Here is a 19,107-nt window from a genome sequence, read left to right on the forward strand (position 1 = left end):
AGCGACAGGCCCCCCCGGGTAGGCCGTTGTGGGGGCGGCGCCCCGCCGCTCGAGCGAGCGACGGGCCGACGGGGTGGGGAAGCGGGTGCGGCTCAGGCCTGGGGAAGATGCTGCTCAGGCCTGCTGGAAGGAGAGGCACTCGGCGGCGGCGCCGGCGCCCGGACCCATGCGCACGGAACCGGCCGAGCACTCGAGGTCCTTGTTGAACACGCAGTCGGTCTGCTGGCACGCGCCCACCTGGGAGACGACCTTCGAGAGGCCGCCCTTGGTGTCCAGGGGGATGAACGTGGCGCAGTCGTGATCGGCATCGACCGTCACCGCGAATGCGGTGCAGCCGTCATGGTTGTAGGAGCACCCGGTGACCGAGCACTCGGTCACCTTCGGCATCTCGATGGCGGTCATGTCTCCTCCTGTGCAGGTCAGCGCCCGTATCGGGGGCTCTGCAGGAAGAATAGACGCGGGATGCGCAGAATTCTAGAAAGGAATACCTGCCTTACCCCTTAAGGCGACGGAGGTATTTCGAAAAGCCTTTGCTTTTCTAAAATCCGTGGGGTTCGTAAATGCGTGCGCGGCCGAACGCCCCGGGGCCTGCACGGCGGCCCCCGAGGATCTGCACCGCGGTCCCCGCCGGTCCTCGGGGAGTGCCCCCTGGGCTCAGTGGCCCCCGCCGGTATAGAGCTCGGGCGCGGGCAGGCCGCGCTCGGAGCGGACCCGACGGCTGATGCTCTCGGTGGCGATGAGCGCGTCCACGACCTGGTCCGCCGTCACCGGGAAGGGCATCGCATGGATCGTCTCGCCCTCGACGGTCGCGGCCTCGGCGACGGCCTCGATCTCGTCGCGGTCCTCCGGGCTCAGTCCGATCTCGGTGAGCGTGTTGGGCAGGCCGACCTGCGTGGTGAAGGCGATGAAGTCCTCGATCTCCTCCGTCGTGGCGCCCTCGAGGATCAGCTGGGCGAGGGAGCCGATGTTGACCTTCTGGCCGTGGGTGAGGCCGTGGGTCTGCGGGGCGGCCGTGAGCCCGTTGTGGATCGCGTGCACCGCGGCGAGGCCGCCGGACTCGAAGCCCAGGCCCGAGAGCAGCGTGTTCGCCTCGACCACCGCCTCCAAAGCGGGCGTGACGACGTGCGCGGCGACCGCGTCGAGCGCCGGCAGCGCGTTCTCCCACAGGATGTCCCAGCTCAGCTCCGCGAGCGCGGTCCCGGCGCAGGTGGGACGACCGCCCGCCATCGCGTCGGCCGTGCCGCGGCGGGTCGCACGTGCCTCGAGCCACGTGGCCAGGGCGTCCCCGATCCCTGCGGCGAGGAAGCGCACGGGGGCGTGCGCGACGACCTGGGTGTCGATGAGCACCAGGTCGGGGTTGCGCGGGAAGAAGCGGTATTCGACGAACTCGCCGTCGGCCGTGTAGATGACGGCGAGCGAGGACGTCGGCGCATCGGAGGAGGCCGCCGTGGGCACGCTCGCCCAGCGGATCCTCGCGAGATGACCGGAGGCCTTCGCGGCGTCGATCGTCGACCCGCCGCCGAGCCCGACGATCACGTCGTGCCCGCCCGCGGCGATCACGTCGACCAGCGAGTCCACGGCCTCCGGGGTCGCGAACCGCTCGAAGCCCACGCGGGTCGCGGGAAGATCCGCCGCGGCGAGCGCATCGGTGACCTGCTGGGAGAACAGGCCCCAGACGGTGTCGTCGGCGACGATCAGCGGATTGCGGCCGAGGGCGGCGAGGTGGGTGCCGAGCTCGTCGAGCGCCCCCTTCCCCTGGACGTAGCGGCTGGGGCTGGCGAGGACGCTGAGCGAGGACGAGGTGGTGGAGGGCATGGCACGGCGCTCCTTCGGGCCGACGGTCGGGCCCGCCGCTGCGGGCCCCTGATGCCTCCGAGTCTTCGCCCGGGTCGAGACGGCGGGCAACGGGGGTTCTCGTCGGCCGAGAAGGCGCCCGGGAGAGGCCGCTCAGGCGCGTGCGCGCCGCGCCCGCCACCTGTCCCAGGCCCAGCAGAGCGCCGCGAGGGCGCACATGATCACCAGGATCAGCCCGCCCACGGTGAGCGCGCTGGCGTAGCCCACCCGCGGGATGTCGATGAACGGGTACGGGTACCAGCTGGTCACGGCCCCGTGGACGAGTGTCCAGACCAGGTAGGCGAGCGGGAAGACAAGGCTCGCGGCGAAGGTGCGCGCGTGCACGTGGCCCCGCGGGCCGATCACCAGCCACACCACCGGCGCGAGCACCGGGACGAACATGTGCTGGACGGTGTCCAGGATCGTCGGCATCCCGGGAGCGATCACCGCGCCCGGGCGCAGCAGGAACCAGTTCACGACCCCGGTGATCACGATGCCCGTGACCGCGTTGAGGGTGAGCACGCGCAGGAGCGGCCCCGGACGTCGGCCGACCGTGAGCGAGACCGCGACGAGGGCGACGAACAGGTTCGTGAGGATCGTGAAGTAGGAGAAGTAGCGGACCACGCTCACGATCAGGCCGGGTCCGTCGGCCGGGGAGAGCGCGGTGCCCACGGTCTGCACGAACGAGCCGCACATCCCGAACACGGCGCACACCGCGACGATCCCCCAGAGGATCCGCGGGGCCGCGCCGAGCGGGGTGGTCGCACCTCCGGTGCCAGTCGAGGTGGGCGGGGGAGCGGGCGCGGCGCTGGGCATTCAGGCATTGTCCACCCGAGGGCGACCGCCCCTCAGTCCTGGGCGCGTCGGGCTCGTGAGAAGCCGACCCACACGAGCACCGCGATCAGCACGGAGCCGATCGCGAGCACGGCCCCTCCCACCAGCACCGCGCCGGTCACGCCCACCGCGGCGCCCAGCAGGGCGAGCGTGAGGCCGTTGCCGGTGCGCAGGCCGCTGCCGATCATGTTAAAGACGCCGACCACGCGTCCGCGCTGCTCGATCGGGGCGCGCAGCTGCACGACGGCCTGGCCGATCGACATCGCCGCCATGTTCGCGACGCCCCCGACCACCAGGGCGATCACCGCGATCGCGTAGTGCGAGGTGGTCGCCACCACGACCGTCGTGAGCCCGAAGAGGAAGGTCGCGACGACGGCCGCGCGGGTGTCGGGCCGCACGATCCCCGTGGCCTCGAGCAGGAAGCCCCCGAGCACCCCGCCGGCGCCGTTGGCGAACAGCAGCACCCCGTATCCCAGCCCCGCGGAGCCCGCGCCGAGCGCGTCGGCGAAGGAGGGCATCGAGACCTGCAGGGAGGAGCCGACGCACACCGCGACCAGGCCCGCGAGCACGATCATCGCGATCAGCACCGTGTCGGAGCGCACCGTGCGCAGCACCGAGAAGGAGTCCAGGATGCTCAGGCGCTCGCGGCGCACGAAGCCGCTGCGCGTGTGGCCCGTGAAGGGGGTGCGCAGCATGAGCAGGGTCATCGGCAGGTAGAACAGGACGTTCGCGAAGATGCCCCATGTCGGCCCGAGCACCAGCATCAGCACCGAGCCGACCACGGGCCCGGCGAGCACGCCGAGGCTGCGGAAGGTCGCGTTCAGGCGCACGGCGCCGGGGAGGTCCTCGGGCTCGGCGAAGTCGTGGAGCAGGAGCTGCTCGGCGGGGGCCCACAGCGCGCCCGCGCAGCCGTGCAGGACCAGCAGCACGCACGCGTGCCACATCTCCAGCGTGCCCGTGAGGAAGAGGACGCCCCAGGCCAGGGACACGAAGGCGAACAGTCCCTGGGCGATCTGGATGATGCGCCGGCAGTCGAAGCGCTCGGCGAGCCCGCCGAACCACACCGACAGCAGCAGGAACGGCAGCCAGTGGCTGATCACCTCGAAGCCCACCAGGCCGGGGGAGTGGAACCGGTTCCACAGCACCCAGTAGGTGATGACGTGCTCGATGTTGTCGCCCATCATCGAGAGCCCCGCGGTGAACAGGTAGGGGCGCGAGTGCCCGTCGCGCAGGGCCGCGAAGCGCCGGGGTGCGGTGGCGGTCGTGCGGATCATCTCCTGGGGTGGGGGCCGGTGCGAGGAGGGCCGACGGGGGCGAGCACCGACCGCAGATCACCCTAGACCGCTCCGCACGCCCAGGTCATGAGGGGGTCACTGGATGGTCGGGCCGAGGACCTGCGCCGCGTGGCGGTGCGCGCCCCGCGTCCAGGTCCGCGTCCAGATCCCGCGCCCGGGCTTGACGCGCGAGCCCCCGCGGGGCTTCAGTTGGCCCCTGGATTCCGGGACGACCCGCCCCGGCACGACGACGTGGAAGAGGGGCAGAGATGGACGCATCGCGCGTGCGAGAGCTCTCCGACATGGCCACCATCAGGCTGCAGAACAAGCCGGGCACCGGGTCCTCGACCCGCGGCGGCTGGATGATGATCTCGACGATCCTCATCGAGGCGTGGGACCTGTACGCGATCTCGTTCCTGCTGATCTTCATCAAGAACGAGTACGAGCCGACGGCGGTCCAGCTGGGCCTGGCCACGGCGGCCGTCCAGGGCGGTGCCCTGGTGGGCGCGCTGATCGGCGGCTACGTGGCCGACCGTCTGGGCCGCAAGAAGGTCTTCCTGCTGACGATGGCGCTGTTCATCGTGCTGGCGATCGTCCAGGGCTTCTCCCAGAACATCTGGGACCTGATCATCATCCGCTTCCTCATCGGCATCCCGCTGGGCAGCGACATCTCCAACGGCTACGCCTACATCATGGAGTCGATGCCCAAGGGCAAGCGCGAGCAGATGGGCAGCCGCTGGCAGTTCATGTTCGGTCTGGGCGAGGTCGCCGCGATCGTCATCGTCACGATCATGTACGCGACCGGCATGCCCCACGAGATCCTCTGGCGCGTGGGCCTCGCCCTCGGTGCGATCCCCGCGATCATCCTGCTGATCTCCCGCGTGAACCTCCCGGAGACCCCGCTCTCGCTCGTGCAGCGCGGGCGCTTCCGGCAGGCCAAGCAGTCCTCCGAGAAGCTGTTCGGGGATCCGCTGGAGATGCTGCCCGACGAGGACGTCGAGCTGCCCCGCGTGAAGGTCAGCGACTTCCTCAAGGTCATGTGGGCCGACCCGATCAAGAAGCGCAGCACCATCTTCGGCTGGATCTCCAACGCCATGCAGGGCGCCGAGTTCACCGCCTTCGGCTTCTACCTGCCGGTGATCCTCGTGGTCGCCGGCGTGGGTGTGAGCACGAGCGGCGACGGCGCCGAGAGCTACATCGGCACCAACCTCATCACAGCGCTCATCTACTGCGTGGCGACGGTCTCCGGCTTCACCGCCCCGATCGTGCTGCCCAAGCTCGGCCACCGCGGGCTCGCCATGGCCGGCTACGGGATGGCGTTCATCGGCCTGGTCGCGGGCGCCTTCGCGCTCGGGGCCGACATCAAGCCGCTGATCGTGATCGCCGCGCTCGTGCTCATGTGGGGCCACTACTGGGACGCCTCGAACGGTATGACGATCGTGTCGATGGTTGCCCCGCCGCGCTTCAAGGGCACGGCATCGGGCTTCGGCTACGTGTTCGTGAAGGCGGCGTCGTTCTTCGGGGCCTTCGTCTTCCCGATCATGACGGCCGCCTGGGGCCCCGTCGGCGCGACCCTCGCCGTCTCCGTGCTCTCCCTGACCGGCTTCCTCTCGGCCAAGTTCATCCTGCCGGAGGTCTACGGCTACGTGGAGTCCGAGACCGCCCACCTCCAGGAGGCGGCGCTGAAGGGCGAGCCCGAGGCATAGACGCAGACGCAGATGAAGACGCAGTCGACTACGCCCACGGTCGCCGCGACGACGACAGCACGCTCACGACGAGAGGACACCATGCCCGTTCCCGCCTACCCGGCCTCCGACTTCCCCGAGCGCCCGACGGCGATCGTCACCGGCGCCGCCTCCGAGCGCGGCATCGGCCGCGCGACGGCGCACCGACTCGCACGCGACGGCTGGGCCGTCGCCGTGCTCGACCTCGACGGCGCCGCGAGCGAGGCCGTCGCCGCCCGGATCACCGAGGAGACCGGCATGCCCGCGCTCGGCCTAGGCGTCGACATCTCCGACGAGCAGGCCGTGATCGACGCCGTGGCCCGCATCGACGCGGAGCTCCCGCAGCTCGTCGGGGTCGTCAACAACGCCGGCATCTCCTCGCCGACCCCCTTCACAGAAGTGGGCACCGAGGAGTGGAAGCGAGTGTTCGACGTCAACGTGCACGGCACCTACTTCGTGACCCGCGAGGCGGTGAAGGTGTTCCGCCGCCACAGCCTGGGGCGGATCGTGAACGTCTCGAGCGCCTCGGCCGAGCGCGGCGGAGGCGTCTACGGGCGCGCCGCCTACTCCGGGTCGAAGGCGGCGCTGCTGGGCATCGCCCGCACCTGGGCGCGCGAGCTCGGCGAGTACGGGATCACCGCGAACTGCGTGGCCCCCGGCTCGATCGACACGGACATCATGGGCGGCCGCCTGAGCGACGAGCGCAAGACCTTCCTGCTCCAGGAGCTGCCCGTGGGGCGCGTGGGCACCGTCGAGGACGTCGCCGGGGGCATCGCCTACCTGCTGGGACGCGACGGCGGCTACCTCACCGGCGTCACCCTCGACATCAACGGGGGCTCCCACATCGCGTGAGCGGCGCGTGCGGCGCGTCGTCAGGCCCCGAGGGCGTCCGGGTTCACCACGTGGGGCGGGCGCTCGCCGCGCACGGCCGCGACCATGGCCGCGGCGATGCGGGACTTGAGCTCCGCCTCCGACTCCTCGCTGTACCAGGAGGCGTGCGGGGTGAGCACCAGGTTCTCTTCGTCCAGCAGCGGTGAACCCGCGGGGATCGGCTCGGTCTCGAAGACGTCGAGCGCCGCGGAGCGCGGCCGGCCGGTGGGCAGGGCTGCGAGCAGCGCCTCGGTGTCCACGACGGCGCCGCGGCAGGTGTTCACGAGCATCGCGCCGGTCTTCAAGCGCCCGAGGGCGTCGGCATCGATCAGGTGGTGGGTCGCGTCGGTCAGCGGGACGTGCAGGGAGAGGACGTCGCTGCGCGCGAGGAGGTCCTCGAAGGCGAGCACGGGCGTGCCGTCGGCCGAGGTGCTCCCGACCTCGAGCATCGGATCCGAGCCGACGACGGCGAAGCCGAGCGCCCGCGCCTTGGTCGCGGTCGCTCGGCCGATGCGGCCCAGGCCCACGACGCCGAAGGTCTGCTCGCACACGCGGTGCAGGGGCTTGATCGCCTCGAGCCCGTAGCGGCCCGCGCGCACCTGCCGGTCGAGCTGTGCGGTGCCGCGCACCAGGGTCATGGCCAGCGCGATCGCGTGGTCGGAGACGTCCTCGATCGAGTAGTCGGGGACGTTGCACACGGGCACGCCGTGGGCGGTCGCCGCCTCGAGGTCCACGGTGTCCACACCCACGCCGTAGCGGCCGACGGCCCTCAGGTCGGGCAGCGCGTCGAGCACCCGAGCGGTGATGGGGGCGTACTGCACGAGGATCGCGTCGGCACCCTGAGCGGCGGCGATGACCTCGTCCTCGCTGGTGGCCTGCGCCTTCACGAGTTCGATGCCGGCGGCGTCGGCCGCCCGCTGCTCCTCGGCGAAGGCCTCGTGGTCGCAGTCGACGATGGCGATGCGGGGTGCGGATGCGGCAGCGGTCGAAGATGCGGATGCGGGCACGATGCTCCTCCTCGAGCGGGCGTTCATGGGTGCGCGACGGGCTGCTCCGAGACTATGGGCGGGCGCGATCCGAGCGCATCGCGCGTTCGCGCACTGGCACGGCCCGGCAGGGGAACGCCCCGGCAGGGGTTGCCCCGGGCAGCGGCCGGCGTCGGAAGCGTCGATTTTCCACCGCAACTCGTAGCCTCCTGCCACCCCATCCCTCTCGACGCCAAGCCGGGCTCCAGGTTCTTCTCGGCCCGGGCTCCCGGGAGGAGACGGACACGGACGACGACGGCCCCTCCGATCGCTGGATCGGAGGGGCCGTCGGATCGTGGGTCGTCGCGTGGAACCGTGGGCCGGCCGACCCGATTGCGACTCGGCTCGGCTCAGCGGGTGCGGCCGACGCGGCCGACGCGGCTGATCGGCGGGAGTGACGGTCGAGGGCCGCGCCTCGAGTCAGTTCTCCTCGAGGGACCCGTCGTAGGCACAGATCGCGTCGACCTTCGCGGCGGACGACGAGTTCGGGTCGAACTCGAGGTCCAGCCACACGTCCACCAGGGCCTTCGCGGACTCCAGCCCGATCACACGCTCGCCCATGCACAGCACCTGCGCGTTGTTCGACAGGATCGAGCGCTGCACCGAGTAGAGGTCGTGCGCGGTCACCGCGCGGATGCCCTTGACCTTGTTCGCCGCGATCGCGACGCCCAGGCCGGTCCCGCAGATCAGCAGCGCACGGTCGGCCTCGCCGGCCGCGACCTTCTCCGCCGCGTCGACCGCGACGTTGGGGTAGTAGGCGCCGTCCTCACGGCCGGTGACGCCCACATCGGTCACGGACGCGACCCGCTCGTCGGCCACGAGAAGAGCCTTGAGCTCCTCCTTGTACCCGTATCCGGCGTTGTCCCCGCCGACGACGATCCTCAGTGCCATGGTGCTGCTCCTCGTGCTGGTGCTGGTGCTGGTGCGTGATGCGCGGTGTGCGGTGCGTGATGTGCGCAGGTGGTGCGTGCTGGTGGCGCGGGGTGGTCGGGCCCTCCGGCCGGACTCAGGCCGCGGCGCCCTGCTTCTGGCGGTGGTCGAGCTGCATCTGGGCGTAGACGGCGGCGACGCGGGTGGCCTCGATCATCGACTCGCCCTGGGCGATGCCCTTGCCGGCGATGTCGAAGGCGGTGCCGTGGTCCACGGAGCTGCGCATGAAGGGCAGGCCCAGGGTGATGGTCACGGCGTTCTGGAAGTCGTAGGTCTTGCAGGCGATGTGGCCCTGGTCGTGGTACATCGAGAGGATCGCGTCGTGGTGGCCGTCGAGGTTGAAGGCGAAGATCGCGTCGGCCGACTGCGGGCCCACCGCGTTGATCCCCTGGGCCTTCGCGTCCTCGACGCCGGGGCCGATGTGCTCGATCTCCTCGGTGCCGAACATGCCGCCCTCGCCCACGTGCGGGTTCAGCGCGGCGACGCCGATGGAGGGGTTCTCCATGCCCAGGGCGCGCAGCTCGCCGTCGATGTCCTGGAGGTACTGCAGCACGCGCTCGTGCGTGATCTGGTCGCAGGCCTGGCGCAGGGAGACGTGGCGGGTCAGGAAGAACACGCGCAGCTTGTGGCAGTTGAACATGGTCAGCGCGTACTTCGAGTCCGTGAGCGCCTGGTAGATCTCGGTGTGGCCGATGTGCGGGACCTCGGCCTCCTGCAGGGCGGCCTTGTTGATCGGAGCGGTGGAGACCGCGTCGATCCTCCCGGCCAGGCCCAGCTCGATGGACTTCTCGAGGTAGGAGTATGCGCGCAGGGCGGCGGCCTTCTGGACCTTCCCGAACTCGATCTCGGCGTCGTTCTCGACGTCGGTCTGCAGCAGGTCGATCGTGCCCAGCTCGAAGCGGGCCTCCGAGGGGTCGGAGATCATGTGGAACTGCGCGTCGACGCCCTGGATCTTCGCGGCCAGCTCGAGGCTGTCACGGTGGCCGATGACGAACGGGTCGCAGATCTCGTAGATCTCGGGGGACTGCATGGTCTTCAGGACGATCTCGGGGCCGATGCCGGCGGGGTCGCCGAGCGTGATCGCCATGGTGGGCTTGCGGGGCGCGGTGGTGTCGGGAGCAGTCATGAGGAGAGGGTCCTTTCGTCGAACAGGCGGTTCACCGACTGGAGGGCGGTGACCTCGGTGCCGGTGAGTCCGCCCTTGCAGACCACCGGAAGATGTGCGTACGGGCCGCCCACGATCCCGGCCTGATCGACCTGGGGGATCACGTAGTCGACCATGGCGAGGCCGTCGGCCTCGAGGGCCTTGCAGGTGGCGACCATGACGTCGCCGCCCGTGAGATAGGCGCCGGCGAGGCGCTCGCGACCGATCTCGTCGAGCACCAGGCGGGCCAGCCGCCCGAAGCGGTGCGTGAGCAGTGTGGAGATGCGATGGCCGGTGAGCCCGCTGGCCGCCTCGAGGTCGGCCTTCGCGGTGCGGCCGCCGCTGATCACGGTGTCCAGGGCCAGCAGGGCCACGCGCACCGGCTCGGGCCCGTCCAGCAGGCCGCGCAGCTTCCCGCGCACGCGCGCCGCCTCGACCTCGAAGGAGGTCTCGTCGCCGATCAGGCGCAGCACGTCGGCCGTGAGCACCTGCGTGCCGGGCTCGGCCGCGAGCCGGGTCATCTGCTCGTGCGTGCGGGCCGATGCGCTGCCGGCGACCACGGCGATGGTGCCGTGCTCCGGCTCGGCCGACGGGGCGGTGCGCAGCGGCCGCTCGATGCTCTCGGCGCCGGCGAGCAGGCCCCGGTGCGCGGCCAGGCGCACGCTGAAGGGACCGGGGTCGACGGCCACCACGCAGCCGCCGACGGCGACCACTGCGCGGGCGATCTCGTCGACGTGCTCGATCGTGGCCGCATCCAGCACGATCGCGCGCACGCCGCTCTCGTGCAGGCGCGCGAACCGCGCCCGCAGGGCGGCCTGACCGGCGAGGACGTCGGCGAGGCCCACGTGCGCGACCTCGCGGGAGAACTGGCGGGACAGCAGCGTGGGCAGGTGGGACTCGGTGACGGGCGTGCGGACGTCGCGCGCGACGTCGGTCTCGGCGAGCGGCACGGAATCGATGAGCGAGTAGCCGCCGACGACGATCCGGCGGGACTGCGGCATCGCCGGGACGATGATCGCGGTCGGGTCCTCGCCCGCGTCCTCGAGGGCCGACATCATGCCCTCCGCCTCGGGGCCGACGCCACCGCGCAGGGTCGTGTCGATGCGCTTGGACAGCTGCTCGGCGCCGAGGGCGAGGAGCTGCTCGGCCGCGTGGCGGACCCGGCCGAAGGCGACCTCGGGCTCCATCGCGCGGGAGTCCGTGGAGACGATGATCGTGTCCTCGTCGCCGGTCACGGCCTCGGCGATCCCGTGGTGGCGGAACAGCACCGTGGGGCGGGACCCCTCGCGGGCGATCAGCGCGCCCACGGTGGTCCCGCCCGTGAGGTCGTCTGCGACGATCCCGAGACGGCTCACGCGATCACCTCGTGGGGGTCGTCGGAGGCGAGGGACGAGGGTCCGTCGGTCGCGGTGATCGCGCCCTGCTCCTTGCGGGGGCGGATCTCGGTGATGCTCAGCAGCAGCACGAAGCCGACCACGAGCACTCCCACGAAGTAGCTGAAGGCGATCGAGTAGCTGCCGGTCGCGTCGAGGAGTGCGCCCACGATGATGGGGGCGAAGAAGCCGCCGAGGTTGCCGCCGGAGTTGATGACGGCGATCGTGAACGGGTAAGTGCGCCCGGTGGTCAGGTTCATCGCGTACGAGGTGAACGAGGACCAGCCGATGTTGAGGAAGAACCCGGTGAGGATCAGGGCCGTGACCAGCAGCGGCGTGTTCTGCGGGATGACGATGACGAGCGCCATCATGATCGCGGTCATGAGCGCCGTGATGAGGGCGGTGGGCTTGCGGCGGCCGCGGAACAGGCGGTCGGAGACGGCGCCGCCCGCGATCGCGCCGATGATGCCGCCGATGAACGGGGTCGAGGCGACGAAGCCCATGCCCACGGCGTCGAAGCCGCGCGCATCGCGCAGGTAGGTGGGCACCCACGTGATCATGCCGTAGAGGACGTTGTTCATGAAGAAGTAGGCGAGCGTGATGCCCCAGACGTTCCAGGACTTCAGCACGGAGCGGGCGTCGCCCAGGGGAGCGGAGTCCTTGAGGCGGATGATGCGGTCGATGATCCCCATGTCTCCGAACTCGCGGGCCACGACCGGGACGGCGCCGGCGACGTCGCTGATGTAGTCGGCCTCGGCCTGGTTCACGAGCTTCGCGTCGCTCGGCCGGGAGCGCACCACGAGGAAGAAGACGATCGCCATGATCGCGCCGGGGATCGCGAACCAGTGGAAGACGGCACGCCAGCCGGCGGCCTCCGCGATGAACACCGCGATCACGGGGACGACCAGCGGCGCGACCTGCGTGGAGGCGATGTAGACGCCGGTCGCCAGGCCCTTCTCCTTGGTCGGGAACCAGCGGTTGATCGTCGAGGTCATGCCCACCGGCGTCGGCCCCTCGAGCACGCCCAGCAGCAGGCGCAGCACGATGAGCATGACCGCGGTGGTCGTGAAGCCCATGAGGAAGGTGATCACCGAGAACAGCAGCACCGCGATCGAGACGATCGTGCGCGTGCCCATGCGGCCGATGAGGATGCCGGCGGGGATCTGGGAGATCGCGTAGCCCAGGAAGAAGAAGCTCGAGATCGCGCCCAGCGCAGTGTTCGAGACGTGGAACTCCTGCTGCATGTACGGCAGCACGGTGCCGACGTTCGAGCGGTCCGCCATCGCGACCACGTAGGTCAGGAAGATCGCGCCGAGGACGAGCCAGCGGTACTGGGTGGGTTTGCCGAGGTGGCTGCGCGGTGCGGACATCGCTCACTCCTTCGTGGGTCCGGGCGGGTGAAGCGTGAGCAATCGTCGCATCGAGAGGGTGGATCTGAGCAATGAGAGGGACTGAATCGGGAAAATGTGTCACTCTGGAGTATGTGGCGCGAGGTGCGGGACTTTTCCCAGCGCCCACGTCATGCGCCGGGCGGGGTGCCCGGTGAGGACGGCTCGCCCCCGGGGCCGCCCGCAGCGATCCGAAGGAGCCGACCATGCTCAGTCCGTCCCAGCGCGATCGCCTGGCCGATGCCGCGGAGCTCTACTGGGGCCGCGATCTGAAGGTCGAGGCCGTGGGCCGGGAGCTCGGCGTCTCCCGCTCGACGGTCTCGAGGATGCTCGCGCAGGCCCGGGCCGAGGGCGTCGTCGAGTTCCTCATCCACCGCGATCCCGATTCGCCCGCGATCCGCCGCCAGGAGCTCGAGGACCGCTTCGGCATCCAGGCCGTCATCGCCGACGTTCCGGCCGACGCGAGCGACGCCGCCCGCCGCCTCGCCGTGGGGCGCGAGGCCGCCGGGCTGCTGCTGGGCCTCGTCCAGCCCGACTCGACGCTCGCCGTCACCTGGGGTTCCACCATCGAGGCCGTCTCCTCGCAGCTCACCCACCGTCGCGTGCGCGGGCTGCACGTGGTCCAGATGCACGGCTCGGGCAACGTCGCGAGCCTCGGCAAGAACTACGGCACGGTGATCCTGGACCGCTTCGGCGGCGCCTTCGGGGCCGACGTCCACCTGTTCCCCGTGCCCGCGATCTTCGACTCGGCCCAGACCCGCCGCCTGATGTGGCAGGAGGGCAGCATCCGCCGCACGCTCGCCATGCGCGCGGGCGCCCAGATCCTGCTGACCTCCGTGGGCGTCCCCGACACCGACCATCCCAGCCGGCTCTACGAGTCCGGCTTCCTCACCGCAGGGGACGTCGAGGAGCTCGCCCGCGAGAGGACCGTCGGGAACCTCGCCTCGATCTTCTTCCGGGCCGACGGCTCGACCGACGGCATCGCCGTCAACGACCGCTCCACCGGCATGCCCTTCGACGAGGTGCGTCGAATCCCGGTGCGCCTCTTCGTCGCCGCCGAGGCCGGCAAGACCGAGGCGCTGCGCGCGGCCCTGACGGCCGGGCTCGTCACGCACCTGGTCGTGGACTCGACGACCGCGCGGGAGCTTGTGGCGGGGGAGTAGGGCGTGGGATGGCGCCCGGGACGGTGCGCGGACCGGTGCCCGGCGGCCTCACCCCCGCGAGCCGTACCAGGCCCGGCAGCCGTCGGAACCAGGAGCGGTGGTGATCTCGAGGAGCTGCCCGGCCGCCGTGCGCACGATCGTGGGGGAGTAGTTCGGGCACGGGGAGTCGTCGGGGTCCTCCACGGGCACGGGCGCGGGCTCGGTCGCCCAGGAGATGTCCCCGGTCAGCGCACTGTTACGGGTGCGCAGCAGCACCTGTCCGTTGTTCGGGGAGATCGCGCCGTCGACGGTGTAGTGCATCTGCGAGCCCAGGATCACCGAGCCGTCCGCATCCAGGGTGAGGGTCGGCGTGTGGCGGGGCTCGGTGCCGTCGTCGGCGACGATGACGGCGTCCCGCGCGGTGACCGGCCCCCAGTCGCGGGGGTCGTCAGCGGTGCGCACGAAGAGACGGCAGGCATCCGTGGGGCTGGGACCGCACACCTCGTAGGTCATGGCCCAGCGGCCGTCGGGCAGGCGCCGCACGTTGGGCATGCCCGGGCGGGACGCCGGGTCCTCGAGCTCGATCACGGGCACCGGGTCACTCCAGGTCAGAGCATCCGTGGAGGTCTGCAGGACGATCTTCTGCGAGTGGCGCTTGCCGTCGGTCTCATCGCAGTAGAGGAGCACCAGGGTGCCGTCGTCCGTGGTCGCGAACTCCGGCTCCCACATCCCGCCCTCGTTCGCGGCGGCGTGGGTGATGGCCACGCGCTCCCAACTGCGGCCGAGGTCCGTGCTCGCCCAGACGCGGATCGTCATCCGGCGCTCCGCACGGTCGGCGCCCACCGAGGCGCTCCACAGCAGCGCGCCCTCGGGCAGGTCGCCGATCGCGCGCGGCAACTCGTAGAGCGTGGCGCAGCAGATGCCCTCCCCACCCTGCGTCGCCTCGTCGAAGACCTTTCCGACCTGGGCGAACGTCGCGCCACCGTCGGTCGACTCGAAGATCGCGCCGGAGCCCTCTGCGCCGTCGGCCCCTTCGAAGGTGACGACGGAGGCGAGCAGACGGTCGTCCGCCGCGCCCTGGTGCGCGAGGCGGATCGCCCGCGGGTACAGGCCGATGCCCTCGTGCAGCAGGCGGGGCGCCTGGTCGGCCGGGCCTGGGCCGACATCGGTGCCGGTGCCGGTGCCGCCGGCCCGGCCTCCCGTTCCGTGGGACCGTCCTCCCGTCCCGTCGGTTCCTCCGCTCGTCCCGTCGGCCGATGCGGGGCCTGCGATGCCGGCGACAGCGGTGCCGGTCAGGGCGGCGGTGAGTGCGGTGGTCAGGGTGCGTCGTTGCATCTGCGTCACGTCCTCTTCTGGGGTTTCGGGACTACCGGGTTCTCTCCAGCCGGATCATGACCCAGCTGATCGGGGGCAGAACCGCGGTGAGGCGGGAGCTCGCGGGGGCGTCGGGGCCGTCCGCGGCCTCGAGGGTCACCTCCTCCAGGGGGCGGGGGACGACCCGATCGGGGCGGCGGGCCGAGTTCGTGCGGTGCGGGTCGTCCTCGTGGAGGAGCACGGCCTCGACGAGCTCGAACCCCGCCGGTCCGCCCGCTCCGGCGTCGCCGAACGCCGCGAGGTCCACGTCCAGCGCGAGCGCGTCGGCCCCGGAGCGGTTCACCGCGAAGACGGCGAGCTGCCCGGTCTCCTCGTCCCAGGTCGCGACCGAGTAGAGCGCAGCGCTCTCGCCGAAGCGGCGGTTCTCGACGGCAGGGGAGTCGACGCCGGTCACGAGCACCTGGCCGCGCGCGTGCCGGGACGTGAGCGCGAAGGGGTGGAAGATGCTCTGGCGCCAGGCCGCCCCGCCGACCTCGGTGCGGATCGGCGCGAGCACGTTGACCAGCTGCGCCTGCGAGGCGGAGGCCACGCGGTCGGTGTGCCGCAGCAGGCTGATCAGCAGCGATCCGACCACCACGGCGTCCTGTGCGCTGTACGTCGACTCGGCGAACCGGGGCGCGACGGGCCAGTCCGAGCCGTTCGGCTCCTTGCCCGCGTCCCCGCGCGAGGCCGCGACGTTCCACTCGTCGAAGCTGATCATGATGCGCTTGTCCGCGCCCTGCAGCGCCCGCACATGGTCGCTGGTCGCGACGACGGCGTCGATGTAGGCGTCCATGTCGTCGGCCGAGGCGAGGTAGGAGGCCTGGTCGCCGTCCTCCTCGCGGTAGTAGACGTGGGCGGAGAGCATGTCGATCGCGTCGTAGCCGGCCTCGAGCACGGCCTGCTCCCAGGCCCCGAACGTGGGCATCGCCGCATGGGAGGAGCCGCAGGCCACGAGCTCCAGGTCGGGATCCGCGCGGCGCATGGCGCGGGCGGTCTCGGCGGCGAGCACCGCGTAGTCGCGCGCGGGCACGTGGCCGAGCTGCCAGGGCCCGTCCATCTCGTTGCCCAGGCACCACATGCGGATGTCGTAGGGCTCGGCGTGGCCGTTCAGCGCCCGATGGTCGGCGAGGTCGGTGCCGACGGCACCGTTCGCGTACTCGAGGACGTCCAGCGCCTCCTGGGTGCCCCGGGTGCCGAGGTTCACCGCGTACATCGGCTCGACGTCCGCGGCATCCGCCCAGGTCATGAACTCGTCGAGGCCGAAGGCATTGGTCTCGGTGGAGTGCCAGGCGAGGTCGCGGCGCACCGGGCGCCCCTCCCGCGGTCCCACGCCGTCCTCCCAGCGGTAGCCGGAGACGAAGTTCCCGCCGGGGTAGCGCACGCTCGAGACCCCCAGCTCGCGCACGAGCTCGAGGACGTCGGTGCGCAGACCGTCGGCGTCGGCGCTCGGGTGATCGGGCTCGAAGATCCCCGTGTACACGCAGCGCGCCATGTGCTCGACGAAGCTGCCGAAGGTGCGGCGGCGCACGGGGCCGACGGCGAGACGGGGGTGCAGATGCACGGCGGCGTGCAGGGTCATGACCGACTCCTCCGGCCGCGGGATCGAGGACGGGTCTGCGCACGAGGCGCGCGCAGCGGGTGCGCCGGGAGAGTTCCCGGATGCGCACGGGGCGCAGTCGGGGACCGTTCCCCGGGGCGTTCGGACGTGTCCGCGGGCCGATGCTTGCCGACTCTAGTTCAACGATGTACCTTGTGCCACACCTCACGACGAATCCGCGGGGTCTCGACGGAGAGACCGGGCTGCGAGGACGCAGACGCGACACGGACGGGACGAGGCAGAACGGATCCCCATGAGACGACGACGATTCCTCACCGGAGCCCTCGGGGCCGCCGCCGCTGCGACCACGGCGGGTGCGGCGAGCGGCTGCGGGAACCTCCACTCCTCCGACCCCGACGTCCTGACCTTCATGTTCCGCGGCTCCACCGAGGAGCGCGACGTCTTCGCCCGCGCCGTGGACGTGTTCATCCGCCGCACCGGCATCCAGGTCAACCTCATCTCCACGAGCGTCGACCAGTACGCGACGAAGCTGCAGACCGCGATCCTGGGCAACTCCACGCCCGACCTCTTCTACCTCGAGCCCACGCGCACCATGGCGTACGTGACCAACGGGGTCCTCGCGGACCTGTCGCAGTACGTCGACGAGACCGACCTGCCCGTCGACGACATCTGGCAGGCGGGCCTGGACCTCTACCGCTTCGACGGGGAGAGCATCGGCACGGGCCCGCTGTACGCGATGCCCAAGGACGTCGGCCCCTTCTCCTTCGGGTACAACAAGACCCTCTTCGAGGAGATGGACGTCGAACCGCCCGACCCCGACGAGCCGCTGAGCTGGGACGAGTTCCTGGACCGCTGCAAGGCCCTGACCGGCGACCGCGACGGCGACGGGACAACCGACAGCTGGGGCAACTCGGTGAACATCACCGCCGAGCTGCACTCGTACGTGTGGTCCAACGGCGCCGACTGGGTCGACGAGGACGCCCGCACCGTCACCGTCGACACCCCCGAGTTCGCCGAGGCCCTCCAGTACGTCGTCGACCTGCGCGAGAAGCACAAGGTCACGCCCTCGATCAACGAGTCCGAGGGGCTCGACGGCTACCAGCGCTGGCTGCGCGGCCAGATCGGGTTCTTCCCCGTGGCCCCGTGGGATCTCACGCTCTACCGCACGCTCGACTTCGACTTCGACCTGTGCCCCTACCCGACGGGCCGCACGGGCACCTCGGCGACCAACGTGGGCTCGCTCGGCATCGGCGTCTCCGCGAACAGCAGGCGCCCGGACCGCGCCGCGGAGCTGGCCATGTTCCTGTCCTGCGACCCCGAGGCGCAGGAGATCATCGTCGGCCAGGGGCAGACGATCCCCAACACCCGCACCCGCGCGAAGGAATGGGTGAAGGACACGTCGATCGAGCCGCAGAACAAGCAGGAGTACGTCGACATCGTCGAGGACTACGGACACTTCGTGCCCACCTCCCGCACGTACACCCCCGAGTGGCTCGACACCTTCTTCACCAACATCCAGCCGGTCCTCGAGGGCCGGCAGGACGTGGGGGAGTACCTGAAGGCCACGCAGCCCGTGATGCAGGGGTTCCTGGACCAGGGCTACGACCAGCTCCGCATCGACCAGGAGGCGAACTCCTGATGAGCGCCACCACGCCCGTCGGCCCCGCCGCGAACACCCCGCCGCCCGCCGCGCTCGTCCGCTCCGGCCGGCGCCACGCGCGCGTCTCGGCCGGGACCCGTGCCTCCGGGGCATCGCGCCCGCCCGGCCGCGGCCGGCTCACCCGGCCCGAGCGGATCTGGGGCCGGATCTTCATCGCACCCCCGGTGCTCGGCTTCGCGCTGTTCGCCCTCGCCCCGCTGCTGTTCTCCTGCTACGCGGCCTTCACCCACTGGAACGGGCTGTCCTCCCCGGTGTTCTCGGGGCTGACGAACTTCCGGACCATGGCCGGCGACCCGCAGTTCTGGCAGTCGCTGTGGAACACGCTGTTCCTCATGATCGGGATCCCGATCGGGCTCGCGATCTCCCTGGCCCTCGCGATCGCGCTGAACCGGCGAATGCCCGGCCGGGCGGCGTTCCGCGTCATCTACTACCTGCCCGGGGTGTCCTCCGTCGCCGCGATCTCGATCCTCTGGCAGTGGGCGCTGAACGGCGACTTTGGGCTGGTCAACGAGCTGCTGCGCATGGTCGGCATCGACGGGCCCAACTGGCTCGCGGAGAAGACCTGGGTCAAGCCGGCGCTGATCCTCATGGGCGTCTGGAAGGGGCTGGGGTTCTCGACCCTGCTCTACCTCGCGGCCCTGCAGTCGGTGCCCCGGAACCTGCTCGAGGCGGCGATGCTCGACGGCGCGGGCGCCTGGCGGCGCTTCCGCCACGTCACCCTGCCGATGCTCAGCCCCGTCACCTTCTTCCTGGTGGTCACCGGCATCATCGGCGGCGCCCAGATGTTCGCGGAGATCAACATCATGACCCCCACCGGGGGCCCCGAGTTCGGCTCCGCGACCATCGTCTGGTACATCTGGCAGCAGGGCTTCCAGAACCTCAAGCTGGGATACGCGACGGCGATGTCGCTCGTGCTGGGAGCGCTGATCTTCCTGGTCACGGCCTTCCAGTTCTACCTGAACTCCCGCAACGTCTTCACGGTGGAATGAGGAGGCC

At 70.9% G+C, this 19,107-nt stretch carries 16 protein-coding genes; 5 read left to right on the forward strand and 11 right to left on the reverse strand.

Annotation, left to right across the window (positions count from 1 at the left end):
- Window positions 1–114: 114 nt before the first annotated feature.
- The 4 genes from I8D64_RS08370 to I8D64_RS08385 all read right to left on the reverse strand — a co-directional run bounded on the left by I8D64_RS08370 (window position 115) and on the right by I8D64_RS08385 (window position 3,941).
- Entirely contained in the window at window positions 115–402 is a 288-nt protein-coding gene (locus I8D64_RS08370) for a DUF1540 domain-containing protein (protein WP_200502019.1), read from the reverse strand.
- Between the two features lie 252 nt (window positions 403–654).
- Window positions 655–1,815, reverse strand: a complete 1,161-nt coding sequence (locus tag I8D64_RS08375; RefSeq protein WP_200502020.1) for a glycerol dehydrogenase — start codon at window positions 1,813–1,815, stop codon at window positions 655–657.
- A 132-nt stretch (window positions 1,816–1,947) separates the two neighbouring features.
- Window positions 1,948–2,649 carry a Pr6Pr family membrane protein gene (locus I8D64_RS08380; RefSeq protein ID WP_200502021.1) on the reverse strand — a complete coding sequence of 234 codons (702 nt, stop codon included), beginning with the start codon at window positions 2,647–2,649 and terminating at the stop codon, window positions 1,948–1,950.
- Window positions 2,650–2,681: 32 nt separating this feature from the next.
- Window positions 2,682–3,941: an MFS transporter gene (locus I8D64_RS08385; protein WP_200502022.1), complete on the reverse strand. Its 1,260-nt coding sequence runs from the start codon at window positions 3,939–3,941 to the stop codon at window positions 2,682–2,684.
- Between the two features lie 269 nt (window positions 3,942–4,210).
- Between I8D64_RS08385 and I8D64_RS08390 the strand changes: the two genes are divergently transcribed.
- A complete protein-coding gene (locus tag I8D64_RS08390; RefSeq protein ID WP_200502023.1) occupies window positions 4,211–5,647 on the forward strand; it encodes an MFS transporter in 1,437 nt (478 codons plus the stop codon).
- An 81-nt stretch (window positions 5,648–5,728) separates the two neighbouring features.
- The gene (locus tag I8D64_RS08395) at window positions 5,729–6,517 is read left to right on the forward strand and encodes an SDR family NAD(P)-dependent oxidoreductase (RefSeq protein WP_200502024.1); all 789 of its coding nucleotides are present in this window, start codon (window positions 5,729–5,731) and stop codon (window positions 6,515–6,517) included.
- A gap of 20 nt (window positions 6,518–6,537) precedes the next feature.
- Here the strand turns inward: I8D64_RS08395 and I8D64_RS08400 are convergent, their stop codons facing one another.
- The 5 genes from I8D64_RS08400 to I8D64_RS08420 all read right to left on the reverse strand — a co-directional run bounded on the left by I8D64_RS08400 (window position 6,538) and on the right by I8D64_RS08420 (window position 12,377).
- Window positions 6,538–7,542 carry an NAD(P)-dependent oxidoreductase gene (locus I8D64_RS08400; protein WP_200502025.1) on the reverse strand — a complete coding sequence of 335 codons (1,005 nt, stop codon included), beginning with the start codon at window positions 7,540–7,542 and terminating at the stop codon, window positions 6,538–6,540.
- 438 nt (window positions 7,543–7,980) lie between these two features.
- The gene (locus tag I8D64_RS08405; protein ID WP_200502026.1) at window positions 7,981–8,451 is read right to left on the reverse strand and encodes a ribose-5-phosphate isomerase; all 471 of its coding nucleotides are present in this window, start codon (window positions 8,449–8,451) and stop codon (window positions 7,981–7,983) included.
- A 115-nt stretch (window positions 8,452–8,566) separates the two neighbouring features.
- Window positions 8,567–9,616 carry a 4-hydroxythreonine-4-phosphate dehydrogenase PdxA gene (gene pdxA / locus I8D64_RS08410; protein ID WP_200502027.1) on the reverse strand — a complete coding sequence of 350 codons (1,050 nt, stop codon included), beginning with the start codon at window positions 9,614–9,616 and terminating at the stop codon, window positions 8,567–8,569.
- Window positions 9,613–10,989: a four-carbon acid sugar kinase family protein gene (locus I8D64_RS17785; protein ID WP_200502028.1), complete on the reverse strand. Its 1,377-nt coding sequence runs from the start codon at window positions 10,987–10,989 to the stop codon at window positions 9,613–9,615. The genes pdxA and I8D64_RS17785 overlap by 4 nt, the downstream gene beginning before the upstream one ends.
- A complete protein-coding gene (locus I8D64_RS08420; RefSeq protein WP_200502029.1) occupies window positions 10,986–12,377 on the reverse strand; it encodes an MFS transporter in 1,392 nt (463 codons plus the stop codon). The genes I8D64_RS17785 and I8D64_RS08420 overlap by 4 nt, the downstream gene beginning before the upstream one ends.
- Window positions 12,378–12,601: 224 nt before the next feature.
- Between I8D64_RS08420 and I8D64_RS08425 the strand changes: the two genes are divergently transcribed.
- Window positions 12,602–13,558 (forward strand): sugar-binding transcriptional regulator, encoded by a 957-nt coding sequence (locus I8D64_RS08425; protein WP_200502030.1) that lies wholly within the window; start codon window positions 12,602–12,604, stop codon window positions 13,556–13,558.
- A gap of 48 nt (window positions 13,559–13,606) precedes the next feature.
- Here the strand turns inward: I8D64_RS08425 and I8D64_RS08430 are convergent, their stop codons facing one another.
- Together I8D64_RS08430 and arfA are read right to left on the reverse strand one after the other, a co-directional pair.
- Window positions 13,607–14,872 (reverse strand): sialidase family protein, encoded by a 1,266-nt coding sequence (locus tag I8D64_RS08430; RefSeq protein ID WP_200502031.1) that lies wholly within the window; start codon window positions 14,870–14,872, stop codon window positions 13,607–13,609.
- A 31-nt stretch (window positions 14,873–14,903) separates the two neighbouring features.
- Window positions 14,904–16,472 (reverse strand): arabinosylfuranosidase ArfA, encoded by a 1,569-nt coding sequence (gene arfA, locus I8D64_RS08435; protein ID WP_200502032.1) that lies wholly within the window; start codon window positions 16,470–16,472, stop codon window positions 14,904–14,906.
- A 271-nt stretch (window positions 16,473–16,743) separates the two neighbouring features.
- On the opposite strand from arfA, the gene I8D64_RS08440 reads away from it, so the two are divergent.
- Window positions 16,744–18,090, forward strand: coding sequence for an ABC transporter substrate-binding protein (locus I8D64_RS08440; RefSeq protein WP_200502033.1), 1,347 nt, complete (start codon window positions 16,744–16,746; stop codon window positions 18,088–18,090).
- Window positions 18,090–19,100 (forward strand): carbohydrate ABC transporter permease, encoded by a 1,011-nt coding sequence (locus I8D64_RS08445; RefSeq protein WP_200502034.1) that lies wholly within the window; start codon window positions 18,090–18,092, stop codon window positions 19,098–19,100. Before I8D64_RS08440 ends, I8D64_RS08445 begins: the two co-directional genes overlap by 1 nt.
- The last annotated feature ends 7 nt before the right edge of the window (window positions 19,101–19,107 follow it).

The sequence above is a fragment of the Brachybacterium halotolerans genome, assembly GCF_016623465.1.
In the GTDB taxonomy this organism is placed as follows: Bacteria; Actinomycetota; Actinomycetes; order Actinomycetales; family Dermabacteraceae; genus Brachybacterium; species Brachybacterium halotolerans.